Origin of the sequence: Enterobacter sp. 168J2 (assembly GCF_034107265.1) — a bacterium.
GTDB classification, from domain to species: Bacteria; Pseudomonadota; Gammaproteobacteria; order Enterobacterales; family Enterobacteriaceae; genus Enterobacter; species Enterobacter nematophilus.
The window spans coordinates 872,793-893,223 of record NZ_JAWNEB010000001.1 but is presented as its reverse complement, the minus strand read 5'-3'; the positions used below and the strand labels follow the sequence as shown (position 1 = coordinate 893,223).

20 protein-coding genes are annotated in these 20,431 nt (G+C 56.9%); 11 read left to right on the top strand and 9 right to left on the bottom strand.

The window, feature by feature from the left end:
• Positions 1-27: 27 nt before the first annotated feature.
• Positions 28-1,053, bottom strand: coding sequence for an LLM class flavin-dependent oxidoreductase (locus tag USG84_RS04410; protein WP_048956325.1), 1,026 nt, complete (start codon positions 1,051-1,053; stop codon positions 28-30).
• 178 nt (positions 1,054-1,231) lie between these two features.
• On the opposite strand from USG84_RS04410, the gene yajD reads away from it, so the two are divergent.
• A complete protein-coding gene (yajD, locus tag USG84_RS04405; protein WP_003857471.1) occupies positions 1,232-1,579 on the top strand; it encodes an HNH nuclease YajD in 348 nt (115 codons plus the stop codon).
• A 29-nt stretch (positions 1,580-1,608) separates the two neighbouring features.
• On the opposite strand, the gene USG84_RS04400 is transcribed toward yajD, so the two are convergent.
• Complete coding sequence (locus USG84_RS04400) at positions 1,609-2,664, bottom strand: SDR family oxidoreductase (RefSeq protein WP_320738170.1); 1,056 nt, start codon at positions 2,662-2,664, stop codon at positions 1,609-1,611.
• Positions 2,665-2,761: 97 nt separating this feature from the next.
• Between USG84_RS04400 and USG84_RS04395 the strand changes: the two genes are divergently transcribed.
• Complete coding sequence (locus USG84_RS04395) at positions 2,762-3,658, top strand: LysR family transcriptional regulator (RefSeq protein WP_151413855.1); 897 nt, start codon at positions 2,762-2,764, stop codon at positions 3,656-3,658.
• A 7-nt stretch (positions 3,659-3,665) separates the two neighbouring features.
• Here the strand turns inward: USG84_RS04395 and umuC are convergent, their stop codons facing one another.
• On the bottom strand, positions 3,666-4,928 hold the full coding sequence (gene umuC, locus USG84_RS04390; protein WP_151413856.1) for a translesion error-prone DNA polymerase V subunit UmuC: 1,263 nt from the start codon (positions 4,926-4,928) through the stop codon (positions 3,666-3,668).
• A complete protein-coding gene (gene umuD / locus USG84_RS04385) occupies positions 4,912-5,346 on the bottom strand; it encodes a translesion error-prone DNA polymerase V autoproteolytic subunit (protein WP_151413857.1) in 435 nt (144 codons plus the stop codon). Before umuD ends, umuC begins: the two co-directional genes overlap by 17 nt.
• A 313-nt stretch (positions 5,347-5,659) precedes the next feature.
• Between umuD and USG84_RS04380 the strand changes: the two genes are divergently transcribed.
• Entirely contained in the window at positions 5,660-5,860 is a 201-nt protein-coding gene (locus USG84_RS04380; protein WP_061098382.1) for a hypothetical protein, read from the top strand.
• 46 nt (positions 5,861-5,906) lie between these two features.
• On the opposite strand, the gene USG84_RS04375 is transcribed toward USG84_RS04380, so the two are convergent.
• Positions 5,907-6,773, bottom strand: coding sequence for an aldo/keto reductase family oxidoreductase (locus USG84_RS04375; RefSeq protein ID WP_061098383.1), 867 nt, complete (start codon positions 6,771-6,773; stop codon positions 5,907-5,909).
• Positions 6,774-6,916: 143 nt separating this feature from the next.
• On the opposite strand from USG84_RS04375, the gene tcp reads away from it, so the two are divergent.
• Positions 6,917-8,578: a methyl-accepting chemotaxis citrate transducer gene (gene tcp / locus USG84_RS04370; RefSeq protein WP_320738169.1), complete on the top strand. Its 1,662-nt coding sequence runs from the start codon at positions 6,917-6,919 to the stop codon at positions 8,576-8,578.
• 27 nt (positions 8,579-8,605) lie between these two features.
• Here the strand turns inward: tcp and smrA are convergent, their stop codons facing one another.
• Both smrA and USG84_RS04360 read right to left on the bottom strand, forming a co-directional pair.
• Positions 8,606-9,169 (bottom strand): DNA endonuclease SmrA, encoded by a 564-nt coding sequence (gene smrA / locus USG84_RS04365; protein WP_151413858.1) that lies wholly within the window; start codon positions 9,167-9,169, stop codon positions 8,606-8,608.
• A gap of 355 nt (positions 9,170-9,524) precedes the next feature.
• Positions 9,525-10,436: a LysR family transcriptional regulator gene (locus USG84_RS04360; RefSeq protein WP_028012950.1), complete on the bottom strand. Its 912-nt coding sequence runs from the start codon at positions 10,434-10,436 to the stop codon at positions 9,525-9,527.
• A gap of 175 nt (positions 10,437-10,611) precedes the next feature.
• On the opposite strand from USG84_RS04360, the gene USG84_RS04355 reads away from it, so the two are divergent.
• From USG84_RS04355 to uspE, 7 genes are all read left to right on the top strand, one after another.
• Positions 10,612-11,922 carry a M20 family metallo-hydrolase gene (locus USG84_RS04355; RefSeq protein WP_253541759.1) on the top strand — a complete coding sequence of 437 codons (1,311 nt, stop codon included), beginning with the start codon at positions 10,612-10,614 and terminating at the stop codon, positions 11,920-11,922.
• The gene (locus USG84_RS04350; RefSeq protein ID WP_151413859.1) at positions 11,922-13,367 is read left to right on the top strand and encodes a M20 family metallopeptidase; all 1,446 of its coding nucleotides are present in this window, start codon (positions 11,922-11,924) and stop codon (positions 13,365-13,367) included. Before USG84_RS04355 ends, USG84_RS04350 begins: the two co-directional genes overlap by 1 nt.
• A 41-nt stretch (positions 13,368-13,408) precedes the next feature.
• Positions 13,409-14,935 (top strand): p-aminobenzoyl-glutamate transporter, encoded by a 1,527-nt coding sequence (gene abgT, locus USG84_RS04345; protein WP_151413860.1) that lies wholly within the window; start codon positions 13,409-13,411, stop codon positions 14,933-14,935.
• A gap of 10 nt (positions 14,936-14,945) precedes the next feature.
• Positions 14,946-15,461, top strand: coding sequence for a methylated-DNA--[protein]-cysteine S-methyltransferase (ogt, locus tag USG84_RS04340; protein WP_028012946.1), 516 nt, complete (start codon positions 14,946-14,948; stop codon positions 15,459-15,461).
• Positions 15,462-15,644: 183 nt separating this feature from the next.
• Positions 15,645-16,397 (top strand): fumarate/nitrate reduction transcriptional regulator Fnr, encoded by a 753-nt coding sequence (gene fnr, locus USG84_RS04335; protein WP_006174991.1) that lies wholly within the window; start codon positions 15,645-15,647, stop codon positions 16,395-16,397.
• Positions 16,398-16,543: 146 nt separating this feature from the next.
• Positions 16,544-16,726 carry a hypothetical protein gene (locus USG84_RS04330; RefSeq protein WP_014883604.1) on the top strand — a complete coding sequence of 61 codons (183 nt, stop codon included), beginning with the start codon at positions 16,544-16,546 and terminating at the stop codon, positions 16,724-16,726.
• 109 nt (positions 16,727-16,835) lie between these two features.
• Positions 16,836-17,786, top strand: a complete 951-nt coding sequence (uspE, locus tag USG84_RS04325; protein ID WP_028012944.1) for a universal stress protein UspE — start codon at positions 16,836-16,838, stop codon at positions 17,784-17,786.
• Positions 17,787-17,826: 40 nt separating this feature from the next.
• On the opposite strand, the gene USG84_RS04320 is transcribed toward uspE, so the two are convergent.
• A complete protein-coding gene (locus tag USG84_RS04320; RefSeq protein WP_151413861.1) occupies positions 17,827-18,936 on the bottom strand; it encodes a mechanosensitive ion channel family protein in 1,110 nt (369 codons plus the stop codon).
• 106 nt (positions 18,937-19,042) lie between these two features.
• Complete coding sequence (pntB, locus tag USG84_RS04315) at positions 19,043-20,431, bottom strand: Re/Si-specific NAD(P)(+) transhydrogenase subunit beta (protein ID WP_013096868.1); 1,389 nt, start codon at positions 20,429-20,431, stop codon at positions 19,043-19,045.

Here is a 20,431-nt window from a genome sequence, read left to right as displayed (position 1 = left end):
ACGATCTCACGGCTGACGGCGGAATACTTAATCGCGCCAGCCCATTGCCGGTGCGACATGTTTGAGAATGGACTCAATCACGTGCGCATTGTAATCCACGCCGAGCTGGTTCGGTACGGTTAGTAATAACGTATCAGCCTCGGCAATCGCCTCGTCTTTTTTCAGCTGTTCAATCAGCCTGTCAGGCTCTGCGGCATAGCTGCGCCCGAAGATCGCGCGCGTTTTCTCATCAAGATACCCCACGCTATCGCTGTCGTTGCGGCTGGCGCCGAAGTACATCCGGTCGCGGTCGTCCATCAGGGCAAAAATACTGCGGCTGACCGAGACGCGCGGCTCGCGCGCATGCCCCGCCTCTTTCCAGGCCTGGCGATAAGCGCGGATCTGTTTTGCCTGTTGAATATGGAACGGCTCGCCGGTTTCGTCGTCTTTCAGGGTTGAGCTTTGCAGGTTCATGCCGAGCTTAGCGGCCCATACCGCCGTCGCATTCGAACCGGCGCCCCACCAGATACGCTCCCGCAACCCTTCAGAATACGGTTCCAGGCGCAGCAGCCCAGGCGGATTGGGGAACATCGGCTGTGGATTCGGCTTTGCAAACCCTTCGCCGCGCAGCACCTCAAGCAGCACCTCGGTATGACGGCGCGCCATGTCCGCTTCGTTTTCCCCTTCCTGCGGGACATAGCCGAAATGACGCCACCCATCAATGACCTGCTCCGGGGAGCCACGGCTGATGCCAAGCTGCAAACGGCCGCCGGAAATCAGGTCCGCCGCGCCCGCATCCTCGGCCATATACATCGGGTTTTCATAGCGCATATCGATCACGCCGGTACCGATTTCGATAGTTTTCGTTTTGGCGCCGATGGCGGCCAGCAGGGGGAACGGTGAACTCAGCTGACGGGCGAAGTGGTGCACGCGGAAATAGGCGCCGTCCGCGCCCAGCTCTTCAGCGGCAACGGCCAGGTCGATGGACTGCAGCAGCGTATCCGCCGCCGAGCGCGTGCCGGACTGCGGTGAAGGCGTCCAGTGACCAAACGATAAAAAACCGATCTTTTTCATAACGATGTGTCCTGATAATGCGTTGCGTTCTCTCCACTTTACGCATTACTCGCTGAGAATAAATGCCGTTTATTTAACGGAAAGCATCAAATAAATTGACGGAATTGAGCGGTTCGTCATTCCGCCCCATAATGGGATATAATATCCCCCACTTTTTTCATGGCAGGTAAAACCGGCAATGGCTCTGATCCCCAAAAACTACGCGCGGCTGGAAAGCGGCTATCGCGAAAAAGCATTAAAAATCTATCCCTGGGTCTGCGGACGCTGCTCGCGGGAGTTCGTCTATTCCAACCTGCGTGAATTGACGGTTCACCATATCGATCACGACCACACCAACAACCCGGAAGACGGCAGCAACTGGGAGCTGCTGTGCCTGTTTTGCCACGATCACGAACATTCTAAGTACACCGAAGCGGATCAGTACGGCACCACCGTGGTTGCCGGGGAAGACGCCCAAAAAGACGTGGGCGTCGCCACGTTTAACCCGTTTGCTGACTTAAAGGCAATGATGGACAAGAAGAAGTAGTCCTTCACTGCCCTTACCTGCGGGTTATTTCAGGGAATAACCCGCGCCGCCCGCAGCTGCGCGAACAGGCTGAAAAACATCTCATCCGTCGCCTGCATCCGCGCAAAGCCCGACCGCCTGAGCTTGCTCCCGTCACCAAACATGTCGTAGTTCCAGCCGAAGACGAAATCGGCAAACCGTCCGTTGCTCAGCTGCATTATATCCGCCTCCACCAGCCGATCCCCGGCCAGCTCGCGCCATGCGCCGCGATAGTCCGTAAACAGCTGGTGAAACGACAACCTCACCGGCGGCGCAGAGTCCAGTTCAAACCAGCGGGCAATGCGCGGCCACAGCTCGCTCCAGCGCCAGAGGTCGCCATTGTTCACGTTGAACGCCTGATTCTGCGCTGCAGGTGACGTGGCCGCCCACAGCGTGGCCTCCGCCAGCAGTCCGGCGTCGGTATAATCCACAATGCTGTGCCAGGTCTGTTCCGAACCGGGAAAACGCAGCGGTAGCCCCAGCGCCTTACACAAAGAGGCATACAGGGCAATGCTCAGCGCAAGGTTCATGGTATTACCGGGCACCGCGCTACCCACCACGCCCGGCCGGATGGCATTCCAGTGCCAGCGTTTTCCACGCTGATACTGGCTGAGCCACGCGAGCTGGGCAGAGTTAAATTCTGCGCCGGGCACGCCGGGATCGCTTTCCCGCGCCGGGGTTTTAAACGGGCCCAGATGCGCGCCGTAAACTTTATAGCCCTGCATCAGGCTGACCGTCTGCAAAGGTGCCTTTTTTTCGAGGGTGCTGACCAGGTTACGCAGCATGGTGACGTTCGGCTCAACCATCTCCGTCCAGTTGGCGGCGTTCACCCAGGCGCTGTAAAAGAGATGGGTAACCCTGCTCAAGGATTGCAGAGCCTGCGCGCTGTTCTGGGCATCCAGCAAATCGACGTTCACCATCGGAATGCCGTCAGTATGGGATAATGCCTGACGACTCACGCCGATCGTTTCCCATCCCTTGTGCAGAAGCGTTTTGACAAGCTGTCTGCCGACAATACCGCTGGCCCCCGCGACGAGGGCGACCTTTTGTTGCTGCATCTTATCCATGGTGTTTCTCCAGAAAGGGTGACAGACGCAGTGTCATCTATTATTTTTTTAGTGAATATCCCCTTCATCAGATAGCACTTATCAGAAAAACCATTAAATGAATAACAAGCTCAACGCCATTTCCACCTTTCTTTGCGTCGCGGATGCGGGCTCTTTTTCTGCCGCCGCCCGCCGGAGCGGGATGAAGCAGTCCGCCGTCAGCCAGCAGGTTGCCGCTCTTGAACAAGAGCTGGGCGTGGTGTTGCTGCACCGAACAACGCGCACAATGAAGCTGACCGAGCAGGGAGAACGTTACCGCCGCGACATGCAGCTGCTGCTGGACGCCATGCGGGAAGCGGAGGGGCGGCTGGCGCCGGTCGATCGACAATTTCAGGGGAGCGTTCATATCCAGCTGCCGAGCGGCCTGGGCCAGCTCGTCTTGCCGCATTTACTGGAGCTGCAGCGCCTGCATCCAGAATTACATCTGCGGATTTCCCTTGATGACCGCCTTGCCGATCTGGTGACGGAAGGCGTGGACGTCGCGATACGGCTGAGCAGTGAGCCCCCGCAGGCGCATGCGGCTCGCGTGCTGGCGCGTATTGAAGCCGCGCTGTTTGCCTCCCCCGGTTTTCAGGCTGTGCACGACGTGAGCGAGCTGACGACGCTGCCCCATGTGCGGTTTAGCGGCATCCCGCTGGATGCCCCCCTGCGGCTAATCTCTGATGAAGAAACGATTGCAGTAAACGTGAATACCGTTTTCCGCGCCAACACCAGCGACGCGCTGCTACAGGCGCTGGAGGCCGGGATCGGTATCGGCGGTATGCAGCGACCGCTTGCGGCCAGGGCTCTGCAAACCGGCACGCTGGTACCGGTACTGCCCGACTGGCGGTTGCCCGATCGCTTCCTCTATGCCGTCTACCCTGACGCCCGCTTTATTCCGCAACGCGTCAGAAAAGTCGTCAGCGTAATCGAGCAACTGCTGATTGAGCGCGCGGAGCATGCCCCCGCAAAATAACCGCTTCCTACCGCGCCACCGGTAAATCCGCGTAACGCGTCGTATAGGCCGGTGACAGCATCTCACGCTTCATCGCCCAGGCTTTCTCAATCCCCTGCCCGGCAAACCAAATCTTCCCTTTGCCGGAATGATTCAGGCTGTCGATCGTCGCCATCAGCGCCGCGCTGTTGGCGCACAGGCGGTTATCGTCAAACAAATTCAGCTGGGCAACGCCGCTGCTGAAAAAGTCTGCCAGCATCACTCCCGCTTTCATATAGCGATATCCGTCAAGCCAGATACGCCCCAGCGCCTCGGTGGCGGCACGGATGATATCGCGCGAGTCATTGGTGGGCGTCATCAGGGTGACGGAAGCCTGATTGCCGTAATAAATTTCGTTGTCCGCATGCGGGCTGGTGCGCACAAACACGCTGATAAAGCGGCAGTACTGATGCTCGCCGCGCAGTTTCTCCGCTGCGCGTTCCGCGTAGGCGCAAATGGCCTGATGCATCTCCTCGTATTGCGTTATACGGTGTCCAAACGAACGGCTACAGATAATTTGCTGCTTCGTGGGAGTAAACTCTTCCAGATCGAGGCAAGGCTCACCGCGAAGCTCGCGCGCCGTGCGCTCCATGACCACGTTAAAATGTTTGCGGATGACCCAGGATGACGCTTCCGCCAGCTCCAGCGCCGTGGTTATGCCCATCGCGTTAAGCTTTTTCGTGATGCGTCGGCCTACGCCCCACACCTCCTCCACCGGAACCTTTGCCAGCAGCTTACGCTGCCGTCCACGATCAGAGAGATCGACCACGCCACGGGTGGCTGACCACCGTTTCGCCGCATAGTTGGCCAGCTTCGCCAGCGTTTTGGTCGGCGCAATCCCGACGCCAACGGTTAAGCCCGTATTTTTAAAAACCTGCGTACGCATCTGATGGCCGAACGCTTCCAGCGACATGCAGTTGCTGACACCCGAAACGTTCACAAATGCTTCATCGATGGAGTAAATCTCAATGGCCGGCGCGAGATCGGTCAGCGTCTGCATCACCCGGCTGCTGAGGTCGGCATACAGCGCATAGTTCGAGCTAAAGACGTAAACCCGTGACGGATAACTCTTCTCTTTGAATTTAAAATAGGGTTCCCCCATTTTTATGCCGAACTGCTTTGCCTCCCGCGACAGCGAAATAATGCAGCCGTCGTTATTGGACACCACCACGATGGGCTTACCCACCAGATCGGGGCGAAACACCCTCTCGCAGGAGGCATAGAAGCTATTCACATCAACCAGCGCGAACATGTTTATGCGTTTTGAGCGTATGAGTGACGACACCGAAGATTTGCAGCTCCTCTTCGGACTGAAAGGCGATCGGCTGATAGCGGGCATTACGCGGCAGCAGCCGCAGAACCGGGCGGGTCTGTAGCTCTTTCACCGTAAACTCACCGCCGACCGACGCCACAACAATGTCCCCGTGTTCGGCATTTAACGAGCGGTCTACCACCAGCAGATCGCCGTCGCTAATCCCCGCGCCGATCATGGAGTCCCCGCTCACTTTGATAAAGTAGGTCGCACTGGGGTGCCTGACTGCCAGCCGGTTAAGATCGAGACGATCCTCCACATAATCCTGCGCAGGGCTTGGGAAGCCACAGGCAACGCGCTCAAGATAGAGAGGTAATTCAATAGGTTGCTTTGGATGATAAGAAAAGAGAGTGTCCATAAATGCCTTTCCCGCCAGATACTGTATATAAACACAGTATTACGGATTACGGCACAGGATCAAGGTCATTTCCGACAAAGACCGCAAACGCGTTGAAGTTTGAGCGGATTTAATTTAACAACCTCTTCTGCGGGCGATCGCAGATGGGCTAACCAAAAGTCATAACAAAGTCATTAATAAACACTTTAAAATCACTTAAATTTAAAACCAAAAGATCGAAAAATCACTATGCAAGCACTATTCATTGACTTTTTGATAAGAGTAACGCATATTTCAGGACACGAATTATCAAGACTTTTGGAGGACGTTTTCTATGCCAGCCCGTGACTATCCCGACAAGCGAGTTGCCCGCGGTTTAGCAAAGGAGGCCGATCTCAGGATGTTGAGCGCCCGCATCGAGCCTGACCTGATGGAGTACATCAGAATCACCGCCTTTGAGACGCGAAAAAGCAAGCAGGAGATTGTGGCAGAAGCGTTAGCGCTTCACAGACAGCAAAGTCAATGCGGAGTCTGAGCAGGCAAAGCCTGGAAGTGTCCTTCCGGCTTTGCCCATGCTGCGATTAACCCATCAGAGCATTCAGTTTTTCAAGTGCTTCAGGCGGCAATTGCACCTCTCCCGCCGCGAGGTTTTGCCGCAGATGCGCCACGGATGAAGTGCCGGGGATCAGCAGGATGTTCGGCGAACGTTGCAGCAGCCATGCCAGCGCAACCTGCATCGCCGTTGCGCCCAGCGAGTCCGCGACGGCCTGCAGGCCGGTGGACTGCAGCGGCGTGAAGCCTCCCAACGGGAAGAACGGCACATACGCAATCCCCTGCTGCGCCAGTAAATCCACCAGCGCATCGTCGCCGCGGTTCACGATGTTGTACATGTTCTGCACGCAGACGATCTGCACCATCTTCCGCGCTTCCGCCACCTGCGTGGCCGTAACGTTGCTCAGGCCGATGTGGCGCACCAGCCCTTGCTGCTGTAATTCTGCGAGGGTGGAAAGCGGTTCAGCAATCGATCCTTCTGCCGGGCCGTGTGCGCTAAACATGATCCGCAGATTCACCACGTCCAGCACATCCAGCTTCAGGTTGCGCAGATTGTCATGCACCGCCTGGGTCAGCTCCTGCGCGGAAAAGGCCGGCAGCCAGGCCCCTTTGTCATCGCGACGAGCGCCGATCTTGGTGACGAGGGTGAGATCGTCCCGGTAAGGATGAAGCGCCTCGCAGATCAGCTGGTTCGTCACATGCGGGCCATAAAAATCGCTGGTATCGATATGATTCACACCCGCCGCCACGGCTTCGCGCAGTACGTCCAGCGCGGCTTGTTTATCCTTCGGCGGGCCAAATACGCCCGGCCCGGCAAGCTGCATTGCCCCGTAGCCCAGTCGTTTAACCGTTCGCGTTCCGAGCGCGTACGTCCCGCTTTTATCAATGCTGCTCATGTTAACCTTCCTCATAAAATGATCCGGATTTACAACAGGTTCCTGACCGAAGCCCTAAGTTAAGCGCGAGTTAAATTAAAGTTTAAATTCTATACGACGATAGTATGGGTGTACCTCTGCATCTTTTCTAACGGACGACCGCTATGCTGAAAAATCTGCACGTGATTACCGGAATTATCTTTGCCCTCACCATATTCTGTCTGCTGCAAGTTGTCACGGGAGGGTTGTTCTACTCTGCCGTCAGCAACGATCGCCATAACTTCCAGAACTCCGGCGTGCTGAATGCCCAGCAGGAAAGCCTGAGCGACAGCGTGAACACGCTGGTGAAAACGCGCGTTACCGTCACTCGCGTGGCGATCCGCTACCTGAAGAACCAGCGCGACCCGGCATCCCTTGCCGCGATTAATAAACTGCTCGGCACCGCAGGCGACTCGCTGGCTAAAGCTGAAGCCTATAACAAAGAATGGCAGAAAATGCCGCAGGTTAACGGCCAGAATGCGGCGTTAACCGACGAGATGCAGAAGTCATGGAATCAGATGCACGAGGTGATGCGTTTGTCGATTGAGTATCTGCGTGCCGACAACTACCAGGCCTATGGCGATCTGGACGCTCAGCAGGCCCAGGACGACATGGAAGCGGTCTATAACCGCTGGCGCGCCGAGAACAACACGCTGCTGAAGGCGGCAACCGAAGAGAACCAGAGCAGCTTCACGCAGATGCAGTGGACGCTGGCAGCCATTTTCCTGGCCGTTATCGCCGTGCTGGTGGTGATCTGGCAGGGTTTACAGCACCTGCTGTTAAAGCCGCTCAACGCCATTATGAACCATATTCGCGCCATTGCGGGAGGCGATCTGACGCAGGATATCACCCTCTCTGGCCGCAATGAGATGGGTCAACTGGCCGCCGGCCTGCACGAAATGCAGCAGTCGCTGGTAACGACCGTCAGCGCCGTACGCGGCAGCACCGACTCCATCTACACCGGCGCGGGTGAAATTGCCGCAGGGAGCAACGATCTTTCCGCCCGCACCGAAGAGCAGGCCTCCTCGCTCGAAGAGACTGCCGCCAGCATGGAAGAGCTGACCGCAACGGTCAAACAGAACTCCGATAACGCCCGTCAGGCGACGCTGCTGGCGAAGAATGCCTCTGAAACAGCGGCTCGCGGCGGCCACGTCGTGGATAACGTGGTGCGCACCATGAACGAAATTGCCGACAGTTCGCAGCAAATCGCCCACATTACCGGCGTGATTGACAGCATTGCGTTCCAGACCAACATTCTGGCGCTTAACGCCGCGGTAGAAGCGGCCCGCGCGGGCGAGCAAGGCCGTGGGTTTGCGGTTGTCGCCGGTGAAGTCCGTACGCTGGCCAGCCGCAGCGCGCAGGCGGCGAAAGAGATCAAAGGGCTTATCGAGAACTCCGTCAGCCGGGTGAACACCGGTTCTGAGCAGGTCAGCGAAGCGGGCGCCACCATGAAGGAGATTGTCGCCGCCGTCACCCGCGTCACCGATATCATGGGCGAGATTTCGTCCGCATCGGATGAACAGAGCCGCGGAATTGAGCAGGTGAGCCTGGCCGTGTCGCAGATGGACAGCGTGACGCAGCAAAACGCCGCGCTGGTGCAGCAGTCCGCCACGGCGGCAGCGGCGCTGGAAGATCAGTCCGAACAGCTGCGTCAGGCCGTGGCCGCGTTTCGTCTGAACGGTAAAGCAAACGCCACCGCCCCGCGCCCGGCCAACGTTAAAACGCCGCAGCTGCTGCGTCCGGCAACGGCTAACGCCGCCCCCGACAGTAACTGGGAAACGTTCTAAGCCTCAGGCGGGCGAAGATATCGCCCGCTAACGGCTGCGCTTGGCGTGCCGTTCCCAGTTCTCCTGCTTCGCTTCGTCGGATTTTCGCAGGGAAACATAGCAAGCCCCGCTGCCGCCGTGATGCGGCAGCGCCACGCAGAACGCCTGCACTTCCTCGAACTCGGTTAACCAGCGTGCCAGATAGCTACGCACCACATTAGGATGCGAATTTTGTTCGCGCCCTTTCCCGTGGATGATGATGAGGTTACGTAATCCGTCACGACTGGCCTGGCGAATAAAGGAATACAGCATCTGGCGGCAGCGTTCAGCGGGCTGACGCAACAGATTTAAGCTGGCCTCTCGGGAGTATTTACCCGAACGCAGCTTATCAATAACGCCCTGCTGAACGCCTTCGCGCTGGAACGCCAGCGGCTCGTCAAGCGGCAATAGCTCAAGGAAACCCAGGGTCAGAAAGTTGTCGAGCTGTTCGGTATCGATGTCCTGGCGAGCCCGGGTATTACGGCTTTGCTGCCAGTGGATATCGGTGCAGCGTTTCAGGGGCTGGACATCCTCCATGGCGTCAAGAAAAAGGGATTTGTCGTCAGGGTTCATGGAAATCCTCCGGCTACATCTGGCCCTGTACTATACCTGCGCCAGACAGGTGTCTCAATAACCCTTAGAAGGTGAGGCACGCGTTAAATATTAACCCGATGAATATATATAGTAATTATAAAATGCACTTAAACCTGACTTAACTAAAACCTCCGCAACGGTAAAATAAGTGATTTACGTTAAATTTTCGTGAAATCAATCATTCACCTTCATTTCATTTTTCGGGAAAGGTGTTATAACTAAATTTACCTGCCTCATGGATATAATACCCAGGACTTGCGAAAGGACGCACTGCTGTGTGTACTGTAGGGTCTGTCTGATGTCGGGCAGACTCTGTTTTTTTATTATGCGATGTTCACCCTGAAACTATTTTCCTCGCCTCCCTTCTGAATTGCGTAATTAATGATTCGGCAAGCGGAGTTTGACGAGAATCCCGGCGCTGAATTAAATAATATGCGGCTTTTGGAAGCGACTCGGCAACCGGCAGAATGACCAGACGGTGCGCCAGCAGCGGATCACAGCCTAACTCCTGCGGCAGGATGCTTAAAAAATCGCTTTGCGCGACAAGGCTAATGCAGGAAGAAAAGGTTTCGCACACTACGCCAATCCGCGGTATTTGCGAGCGGTGGCTAAATAGATCTTCTAATTGCTTATAATAACTTCCCCGCGGCGTTGGCATTGTCCAGTTATAATGCAGCAGATCGTTAATGGATGTTGCCCCTGTCGCCGGATGTCCTTCCCGGCAAAATACCGCAAACGGTTTTTCGAAGAGTTTTTCAAACGTAAACTCATGGTCGTAAGGCCCCTGATAATAGGTGTTGATGGTGAAGTCCAGTTCGCCCTGGCGTAATTCATTGATCATCGACACCAGCTGACCTTCCATAATTCGCACTTTAACCTGCGGGTGCTGGGCGTGAAAACGGGTGATGACGGCGGGCATCAGGCTGCGTGACACGCTCGCCCCCATCCCGATATTGATCTGCCCGGCCAGATCCCCCTGCCGCTGGCGTATGTCATCCTGCGCCGCGCGCAGCTCTTCCAGAATCAGCCTGGCGCGCTGGTAAAACCCTTCCCCGCACTCGGTCAGCGCAACGCCTTTACTCCGGCGAACAAAAAGCTGCGCCGCCATGCCCTCCTCCAGCTCTTTGATGGATTTGGTCAGCGCCGGCTGCGAGAGATTCAGCGTCCGGCTGGCGCCGCGAATGCTGCCCTGACGCGCCACTTCAACAAACGCCCGGATTTGATGAAATTTAATCTGAAATGACATAGCCCAACCGATAACCGTTGTTTATCAGAGTAAAGAAACTGTCATCTACTTTAATGGAAAGGGATGTGCGAGGGTAATTCCTGAACGGTTAAAACTGTGAAAAAACGGTTAGTGATAAGTAAAAACTATCACAGCGTGAAGCAGTTCACATTTTTTAATGATGACAGGAACAGATATGGACACACTGGCGCAGTACATCCAGACATTAGCCCCCCAGCTGAGCGCATGGCGTCGGGATTTTCACCATTTTGCGGAATCCGGCTGGGTAGAGTTCCGTACCGCCGCGAAGGTCGCGGAAATCCTCGACTCCCTGGGCTACGAACTGGCGATGGGTCGCGACGTGGTCGATGCCGAAAGCCGTATGGGGCTGCCCGATAACGCCACCCTGGAAAAAGAGTTTGCCCGCGCGCGCGCGCAGGGCGCGCCTGAAAAATGGCTGGCGCCGTTTGAAGGCGGATTTACCGGCATTGTGGCGACCCTGAATACCGGCCGTCCTGGCCCGACGCTGGCGTTTCGCGTCGACATGGATGCCCTGGATTTAAGCGAAGCGCTCGACGACAGCCATCGTCCGTTCCGCGACGGTTTTGCCTCCTGCAACGCGGGAATGATGCACGCCTGCGCGCACGACGGCCACACCACCATTGGCCTGGGGCTGGCAAAGGTGCTTAAGCAGAACGAAGCGCAGCTCAACGGTACCATCAAGCTGATCTTCCAGCCTGCCGAAGAAGGCACCCGCGGCGCGCGCGCCATGGTCGCCGCCGGGGCGCTGGACGGCGTGGACTATTTTACCGCCATCCATATTGGTACGGGCGTCCCCGCCGGAACGGCGATCTGCGGCAGCGATAACTTTATGGCCACCACCAAGTTCGACGTGAACTTTACCGGCGTTGCGGCACATGCGGGCGGCAAACCGGAGGATGGACGTAACGCCCTGCTTGCCGCCGCGCAGGCCGCCCTCGCCCTGCACAGCATCGCCCCGCACAGCGAAGGCGCTTCCCGCGTCAACGTCGGGGTGATGCAGGCCGGTAGCGGACGCAACGTGGTGCCCGCCAATGCCCTGATCAAGGTTGAAACCCGCGGTGAAACCGAAGCCATTAACCAGTATGTCTTTGAACGCGCGCAGGCCGTCATTACCGGCGCGGCCGCGCTCTATGGCGTGAGCGCGGAGATGCGCCTAATGGGCGCCGCCACCTCCAGCGCGCCAACGCCGGCCTGGGTTGATTACCTGCATGAACAGGCGAGCCAGGTTTCCGGAATTGTGCACGCAATCGATAAGGTGAAAGCGCCGGCAGGCTCTGAAGACGCCACGCTGATGATGGCCCGCGTGCAGCAGAACGGCGGCATGGCGTCGTATATGGTATTCGGCACGGACTTGAGCGCCGGACATCACAACGAAAAATTCGACTTCGATGAGCAGGTCATGGCGGTCGCCATTGAAACGCTGGCGCGAACTGCGCTCAATTTCCCGTGGACGCGAGGTGTGTAATGCAGGAGAACTACGCTTTTATTGCCGATGCTATCGACACGCGATGTCAGACGCTAACCGATATTGCCGACGCTATTTGGGATCATCCCGAAACCCGCTTTGAAGAGTTCTGGTCCTCCAGACGGCTCGCTGACGAGCTGGAAGCCGAGGGCTTTACGCTGACCCGCGAGGCAGGCGGTATCCCCAACGCGTTTATCGCCAGCTTCGGCAGCGGGAAACCGATTATTGCCCTGCTGGGCGAATACGACGCGCTGGCCGGGCTAAGCCAGCAGGCGCACTGCACGACGGCGCAATCCGCCACGCCGGGGGCGAACGGCCACGGCTGCGGGCATAACCTGCTGGGCACCGCGGCGCTTGCGGGCGCGGTGGCGGTAAAAAGCTGGCTGGAGCAGCACGGCGGCAGCGGAACGGTGCGTTTTTACGGCTGTCCCGGTGAGGAAGGCGGCTCCGGGAAAACCTTTATGGTGCGTGAAGGTCTGTTTGATGACGTTGATGCCGCCGTCACCTGGCACCCGGAGGCCTTTGCCGGGATGTTTAACGTCAGCACGCTCGCCAACATTCAGGCGGCCTGGCGTTTTCACGGCGTGGCGGCGCATGCGGCCAACTCGCCCCATTTAGGGCGCAGCGCGCTGGACGCCGTGACGCTGATGACCACCGGCACCAACTTCCTTAACGAGCACATCATAGAGAAAGCGCGCGTCCATTACGCCATCACCGACACCGGCGGAATTTCGCCCAACGTGGTGCAGGCCCAGGCCGAGGTGCTGTACCTTATCCGCGCCCCGGAGATGGCCGACGCGCAGCAGATCTACGAGCGCATCGAGAAAATCGCCCAGGGCGCGGCGATGATGACCGAAACCACCGTCGAGTGCCGCTTTGATAAGGCCTGCTCCAGCTACCTGCCGAACCGCACGCTCGAGGCTGCGATGTACCGCGCGTTGCAGCACTACGGCACGCCGGAGTGGACCGATGAAGAGCGCGACTTTGCCCGCGAAATCCGCGCCACGCTGACGCCAAACGATCTGCAGAACAGTCTGAAAAACATTGCCGCAACGGGGGGAGACGCAGGCAAAGCCTTTGCCCGCCGCCATCAGGAGACGCTACTGGTGGATGAAGTCGCGCCCTATGCCATCACGGATAACGTGCTGGCGGGTTCAACGGACGTGGGCGACGTCAGCTGGAAAATGCCGGTCGCCCAGTGCTTCAGCCCCTGTTTTACCGTCGGCACGCCGCTGCACACCTGGCAACTGGTGGCGCAGGGACGAACCTCCATTGCCCACAAAGGCATGCTGCTGGCCGGGAAAGTGATGGGGGCGACAGCGCTCAATCTGCTGCAGGACGCAGACCTGCTGAAAAAATGCCGTGAAGAGTTCGAACAACAATTACAAGAAAAACCGTACGCGTGTCCGATCCCACGAGGCGTGACACCGTCACCTTTAAAATAAAAAAACACAACACAACAACACAACACTCCCGAGGAACGCCCATGAGTATGTCATCCATACCTTCGCATTCCCCATCCGGTAAGCTCTATGGCTGGGTTGAAAGGATCGGCAATAAAGTACCGCACCCTTTCCTGCTGTTTATCTATCTGATAGTGATTTTAATGGTCGCCACCGCCGTGCTCTCCGCCTTTGACGTGAGCGTGCGTAGCCCGGCTGACGGCAGCCTGGTAGCGGTGAAAAACCTGCTCAGCGTTGACGGGCTGCACTGGTTTTTACCGAACGTCATCAAAAACTTCAGCGGTTTCGCTCCGCTGGGTGCCATTCTGGCGCTGGTGCTGGGCGCCGGTCTGGCGGAACGCGTAGGCCTGTTACCCGCGCTGATGGTAAAAATGGCGTCCCACGTCAGCGCGCGCTACGCCAGCTACATGGTGCTGTTTATCGCCTTCTTCAGCCACATTTCGTCCGACGCCGCGCTGGTGATTATGCCGCCGATGGGGGCGCTGATCTTCCTCGCCGTCGGGCGTCATCCCGTGGCGGGCCTGCTGTCGGCCATTGCGGGCGTGGGCTGCGGATTTACTGCCAACCTGCTGATCGTCACCACCGACGTGCTGCTCTCGGGCATCAGCACGGAGGCGGCGAAAACCATTGATGCGGCCATGCACGTCAGCGTGATCGACAACTGGTACTTTATGGCGAGCTCGGTGATCGTCCTGACGATTGTCGGCGGGCTGATTACCGATAAAATCATCGAGCCGCGTCTGGGCAAATGGGAAGGCCGTAGCGATGAAAAGCTGGAGACGCTGAGCAAAGAGCAGCGCTTCGGCCTGCGCGTTGCCGGGATTGTCTCGCTGGCGTTTATCGCGCTGGTGGCGCTGATGGTGGTGCCGGAAAACGGCATACTGCGCGATCCGGTAAAGCATACCGTCCTGCCGTCGCCGTTTATTCAGGGCATCGTGCCGCTGATTATTCTCTTCTTCTTTGTCGTTTCGCTCGCCTACGGTATCGCGACCGGCAAAATCCGCCGCCAGGGCGATCTGCCGCAGCTGATGATCGAGCCGATGAAAGAGATGGCGGGCTTTATCGTGATGGTGTTCCCGCTGGCGCAGTTTGTGGCGATGTTTAACTGGAGCAACATGGGCAAGTTTATGGCCGTGGGCCTGACCGACGCGCTGGAGGCGGCCGGGCTAAGCGGCGTGCCGGCGTTTGTCGGGCTGGCGCTGCTGTCATCCCTGCTGTGCATGTTTATTGCCAGCGGCTCCGCCATCTGGTCAATTCTGGCGCCAATATTCGTGCCGATGTTTATGATGCTCGGGTTCCACCCGGCGTTTGCCCAGATCCTGTTCCGCATCGCGGACTCCTCGGTGATCCCGCTGGCGCCCGTCTCACCTTTCGTTCCGCTGTTTTTAGGCTTCCTGCAGCGCTATAAGCCCGAGGCCAGACTGGGTACCTACTATTCGCTGGTTTTACCCTACCCGCTTATCTTTTTAGGGGTATGGCTGGTGATGCTGATGGCATGGTATCTTGTCGGCCTGCCGATTGGGCCGGGGATATACCCGAGGCTGAACTAAGGGATTGAAAATGCTGAGATTACTCGAAGATAAAATTGCGACGCCGCTCGGGCCGCTGTGGGTGATTGCGGACGAGCAGTTCTGCCTGCGCGCCGTTGAGTGGGAAGAGCACAGCGACCGCATGGAGGAACTGCTTGATATTCATTACCGCGCACAGGGTTATGAACGCATCAGCGCCACCAACCCGGGCGGGCTGAGCGACAAGCTTGCGGCGTATTTTGAAGGCGATCTCAGCATCATCGATACTCTGCCGACCGCCACGGCGGGCACGCCTTTTCAGCGGGAAGTGTGGCAGGCGCTACGGTCAATACCGTGCGGGCAGGTCATGCATTACGGCCAGCTCGCGGAGCAGCTAGGCCGCGCAGGCGCCGCACGCGCGGTGGGTGCCGCCAATGGCTCTAATCCGGTCAGCATTGTGGTGCCCTGCCATCGGGTCATTGGCCGCAACGGCACCATGACCGGCTATGCCGGCGGGGTGCAGCGCAAGGAGTGGTTACTGCGTCACGAAGGGTATCTCTTGCTGTAGATCCCAGGCTTTTTGTGCTTAATTTTCTACCGGTTAGGCTAAAAATCCATAATCAAGCTGTGGAATTTCAAGAAGATGGCAACACGTTGCCGTCTCTTGTCCTTATTGAGGGTTTGTCAGGCTTACGTACTTACCAAAAAGATGTTAAAATTGACCAATATCAATTAAGGCTTGAGCAAACCTATGATCCCGGAAAAGCGAATTATACGACGCATTCAGTCTGGCGGTTGTGCTATCCATTGCCAGGATTGCAGCATCAGCCAGCTCTGTATCCCGTTTACCCTGAATGAGCATGAACTCGATCAGCTTGATAACATCATCGAGCGCAAAAAGCCTATTCAGAAAGGGCAGACGCTGTTTAAAGCGGGAGACGAACTGAAATCGCTCTATGCTATCCGCTCTGGCACCATCAAGAGCTACACCATCACCGAACAGGGTGACGAGCAGATCACCGGCTTCCATCTGGCAGGCGATCTGGTGGGCTTTGATGCCATCGGCACTGGCCACCACCCGAGCTTTGCTCAGGCACTCGAAACCTCTATGGTTTGCGAAATCCCGTTTGAAACCCTGGACGATCTGTCCGGCAAGATGCCTAACCTGCGTCAGCAGATGATGCGTCTGATGAGCGGTGAGATCAAAGGCGACCAGGACATGATCCTGCTGCTTTCCAAAAAGAATGCAGAAGAGCGCCTGGCCGCGTTTATCTATAACCTCTCCCGCCGCTTCGCCGAACGCGGTTTCTCGCCGCGTGAGTTCCGTCTGACCATGACCCGTGGCGATATCGGTAACTACCTGGGCCTGACCGTTGAAACCATCAGCCGTCTGCTGGGCCGTTTCCAGAAGAGCGGAATGCTGGCCGTTAAGGGTAAATACATCACTATCGAAAACGGCGAAGCGCTGGCCGTTCTTGCCGGACACGCCCGCAACGTGGCGTAACTCTCCGCATGTTGATAACCAGACTGATAAATTCACGTGATTTATTGGTCTGGTATAATCGCTTTCGTTTTAAGACATTTTCACCGTAGCACGTCCCCACACAGCGCCTGAAAGGTTGTCGTTGAGGTTATGAATTGAGAGAAAGTTTGTTTTTCGTTTCAGTCGTGATTGCCTCAGTGACCTTTATCTTCATCTGGATCATGCTGGTCGGCCCGATGAAGGGGGAGGAAAAAACCTACGTTCAGGATTCCACGACCTTTGCGATAGCGGTGATGGTGCTGCTGTTCATTGCGTTTATCGCGGTGACAACCACCGTGCTTTTCCTCTGATAAATTTTCATGAATTATTGATCTGGCAAAAGCTCTCCTCTGTTTCATTCAGGATATATAGGTTACTCTTTTAATTACAGACTGTGGTGACAGTAGTAAGGAGACCTGTATGGCCAAGTATCAAAACATGCTGGTAGCTATCGATCCGAATCAGGACGATCAGCCGGCATTACGACGCGCTGTGTATTTACATCAACGGATTGGTGGCAAAATCAAAGCGTTTTTGCCGATCTATGACTTCTCGTATGAGATGACCACCCTTCTGTCGCCTGACGAGCGCACCGCTATGCGTCAGGGCGTCATCAGCCAGCGTACCGCGTGGATCCGTGAACAGGCGAAGTATTACCTGGAAGCGGGTGTGCCTATTGATATTAAAGTGGTCTGGCATAACCGACCTTTTGAAGCCATTATCCAGGAAGTTGTTGCCGGTGGGCACGACCTGCTGCTGAAGATGGCGCACCAGCACGACAAGCTGGAGTCCGTGATCTTCACCCCGACCGACTGGCATCTGCTGCGCAAATGCCCTTGCCCGGTCTGGATGGTGAAAGACCAGCCGTGGCCTGAAGGCGGGAAAGCCGTTGTGGCGGTGAATCTCGCGAGCGAAGAGGATTATCATAATTCGCTTAACGAGAAGCTGGTGAAGGAGACCATCCAGCTTGCCGATCAGGTTAACCATACCGAAGTGCATCTGGTGGGTGCCTATCCGGTTACCCCGATCAATATCGCCATTGAGCTGCCGGAATTTGACCCTAGCGTCTATAACGACGCGATCCGCGGTCAGCACCTGCTGGCGATGAAAGCGCTGCGCCAGAAGTTCAGCATTGACGAGAACATGACGCACGTGGAAAAAGGTTTGCCTGAAGAGGTGATCCCCGATTTAGCCGAGCATCTGCAGGCCGGGATTGTGGTCCTGGGGACCATTGGCCGGACCGGTATTTCTGCCGCCTTCCTCGGCAATACTGCCGAACAGGTGATCGACCATCTGCGCTGTGACCTGCTGGTCATCAAGCCGGATGAGTATCAGACGCCGATTGAGCTGGACGACCCGGAAGACGATTAACGTAAATAGAAAAGCCCGCCGGAGAGGCGGGCTTTTCTCATCAGCTCTCCATTACCGGCTTCGGCTGTTCACCTGACTCCTCCTGCATCCACGGCGCGTGCAATACCATGCTGGGCAGCGCCAGCTTAATCTCCTGGGCGTTCAGCCCTTCAAGAATACGGATATTGATCTCCTGCTGGATGTCCATGTATTTGTTGTAATCCGCGGTATTAACAATATGGACGACTTCAAACGTCAGGCGGTCGCGGTCGAATCCCAGAAAATGGGCGCGATCGAATTTTGTCTCACCGACATCGGTAATGATCTGCCTGACCATATCCCCCACGTAGCGCAGCTTATCGGGCGGCGTGTCGCTGGCCACGCCAAAGGTAAAGACGATGCGGCGCGTCTGCATGCGCTTGTAGTTGTGAAGCGTCTGCTGAAGCAAAATGGCGTTGCCGCATACGATCTGCTCCCCGCTCAGGCTGCGGATACGGGTCGTTTTCAGGCCAATGTGCTCTACCGTCCCCGCCACGTCGTTGAACACCACAAAATCGCCAATTTCAAAAGGCTTATCGAAGCCGATAGAGAGTGAGGCAAACACGTCGCTGAGGATCGTTTGTACGGCGAGAGCAATGGCAATACCCCCTACCCCAAGGCTGGCAACCAGAGCAGTGATGTTGACGCCCGCGTTAGCAAGGATAGACAGCAGCATCACTGACCAGACGATGGCACGGAGAATAAGCCCCGTGATCACCAGCGTAACCGGGTTTTTATGGCTTCCCGGCGCCAGCATGACGTGACGAAGCCACGACACCACCCCCTGATCCATCCACAGCGCCACCTGGATGGCGAAGACAAGGAACCAGGCGTGGCTGACGGTGCTAAAAAGATGATCGGGCAGGTCAACGAAGCGCAGGCTGAAGAGCAGCGCCACCACAAACAGCAGGAATCGGCTGGTGCGGTTAAGCATATCGGTCAGGATAAAGCGCATCCGGTTGGTGGTTGGGTGCTTGTCGCCCCAGGTGGTGATGCCTTTTTTAACGAACGCGATCAGGCGCGTCAGCAGCCAGTACACCAGCAGCGTCACAAAGACAACCGTGGCGGCACCTATCCAGAACGTTGGCGTCATCATCAGCGCGATGATGTCGAAGCGGGACAGAAATTGCATTACACCTCCTCGTATTACACAAAGGGTAAAGTATAGACAGAGGAGAAAAGCTGACCGCAGAAATAGGAAAACCGCCCCGAAGGGCGGTTTGTCAGGAGAAAGCGAATTACAGCGCTTTCAGAATCGCATCCACGCTGGCCTTGGCGTCGCCAAACAGCATGTGGGTATTCTCTTTGAAGAACAGCGGGTTCTGCACGCCAGCATAGCCGGTGTTCATGGAGCGTTTGAAGACAATGACGTTCTGCGCCTTCCACACTTCCAGAACCGGCATCCCGGCGATTGGGCTACGCGGATCGTCCTGCGCTGCCGGGTTAACGGTGTCGTTAGCACCAATAACCAGCACGGTGTCGGTGTCGGCGAAATCATCGTTGATCTCGTCCATCTCCAGCACGATGTCGTATGGCACCTTCGCTTCCGCCAGCAGCACGTTCATGTGGCCAGGCAGACGCCCAGCCACCGGGTGAATACCAAAGCGCACCTTGATACCGCGCGCACGCAGCTTCTCGGTGATTTCCGCCACCGGATACTGCGCCTGCGCCACCGCCATGCCGTAGCCCGGGGTGATGATCACAGAATGCGAGTTTTTCAGCATCTCTGCGGTGTCTTCCGCGCTTATCTCCCGGTGCTCGCCCACTTCTTCGTCAGAGCCGGTAGAAGAACCGTCAGAACCGAAGCCACCGGCGATAACGCTGATGAACGAACGGTTCATAGCCTTACACATGATGTAAGACAGGATGGCACCGGAAGAACCGACCAGCGCACCGGTGACGATCAGCAGGTCGTTGCTCAGCATAAAGCCTGCCGCCGCCGCTGCCCAACCGGAGTAGGAGTTCAGCATCGAGACAACCACTGGCATATCCGCACCGCCGATGGACGCCACCAGATGCCAGCCAAACGCCAGCGCGATGATGGTCATCACCAGCAGCGCCAGTACCTGCAGGCCCACGCTTTCGGTACGCACGAAGACCACCAGCAGCACAAACGACACCACCAGCGCCGCCAGGTTCAGCTTGTGACGGTTAGGCAGCATCAGCGGTTTAGAAGAGATCTTACCGCGCAGCTTGCCGAACGCCACGATAGAACCGGTGAAGGTCACAGCACCGATGAAGATGCCGAGGAACACTTCGGTCAGGTGAATGTTGACCAGAATCGGCTCCATGCCCGGTTCGTGATACAGGTAGCTGTTGAAGCCCACCAGCACCGCCGCCAGACCCACGAAGCTGTGCAGAATCGCCACCAGCTCCGGCATCTCGGTCATTTCAACGCGCTTCGCCAGGCGAATACCAATCGCGCCGCCGATGATCATCGCCACCAGGATCCACGCCACGTTGCCGGTATCCGGCCCGAAGATGGTGGCAATCAGCGCAATCGCCATCCCGGCGATACCAAAGTTATTTCCCTGCTGAGACGTTTCGTGTTTGGAAAGCCCCGCCAGACTGAAAATAAACAGGATTGCAGCAACAATGTATGCGGCTGTAACTAATCCTCCAGACAT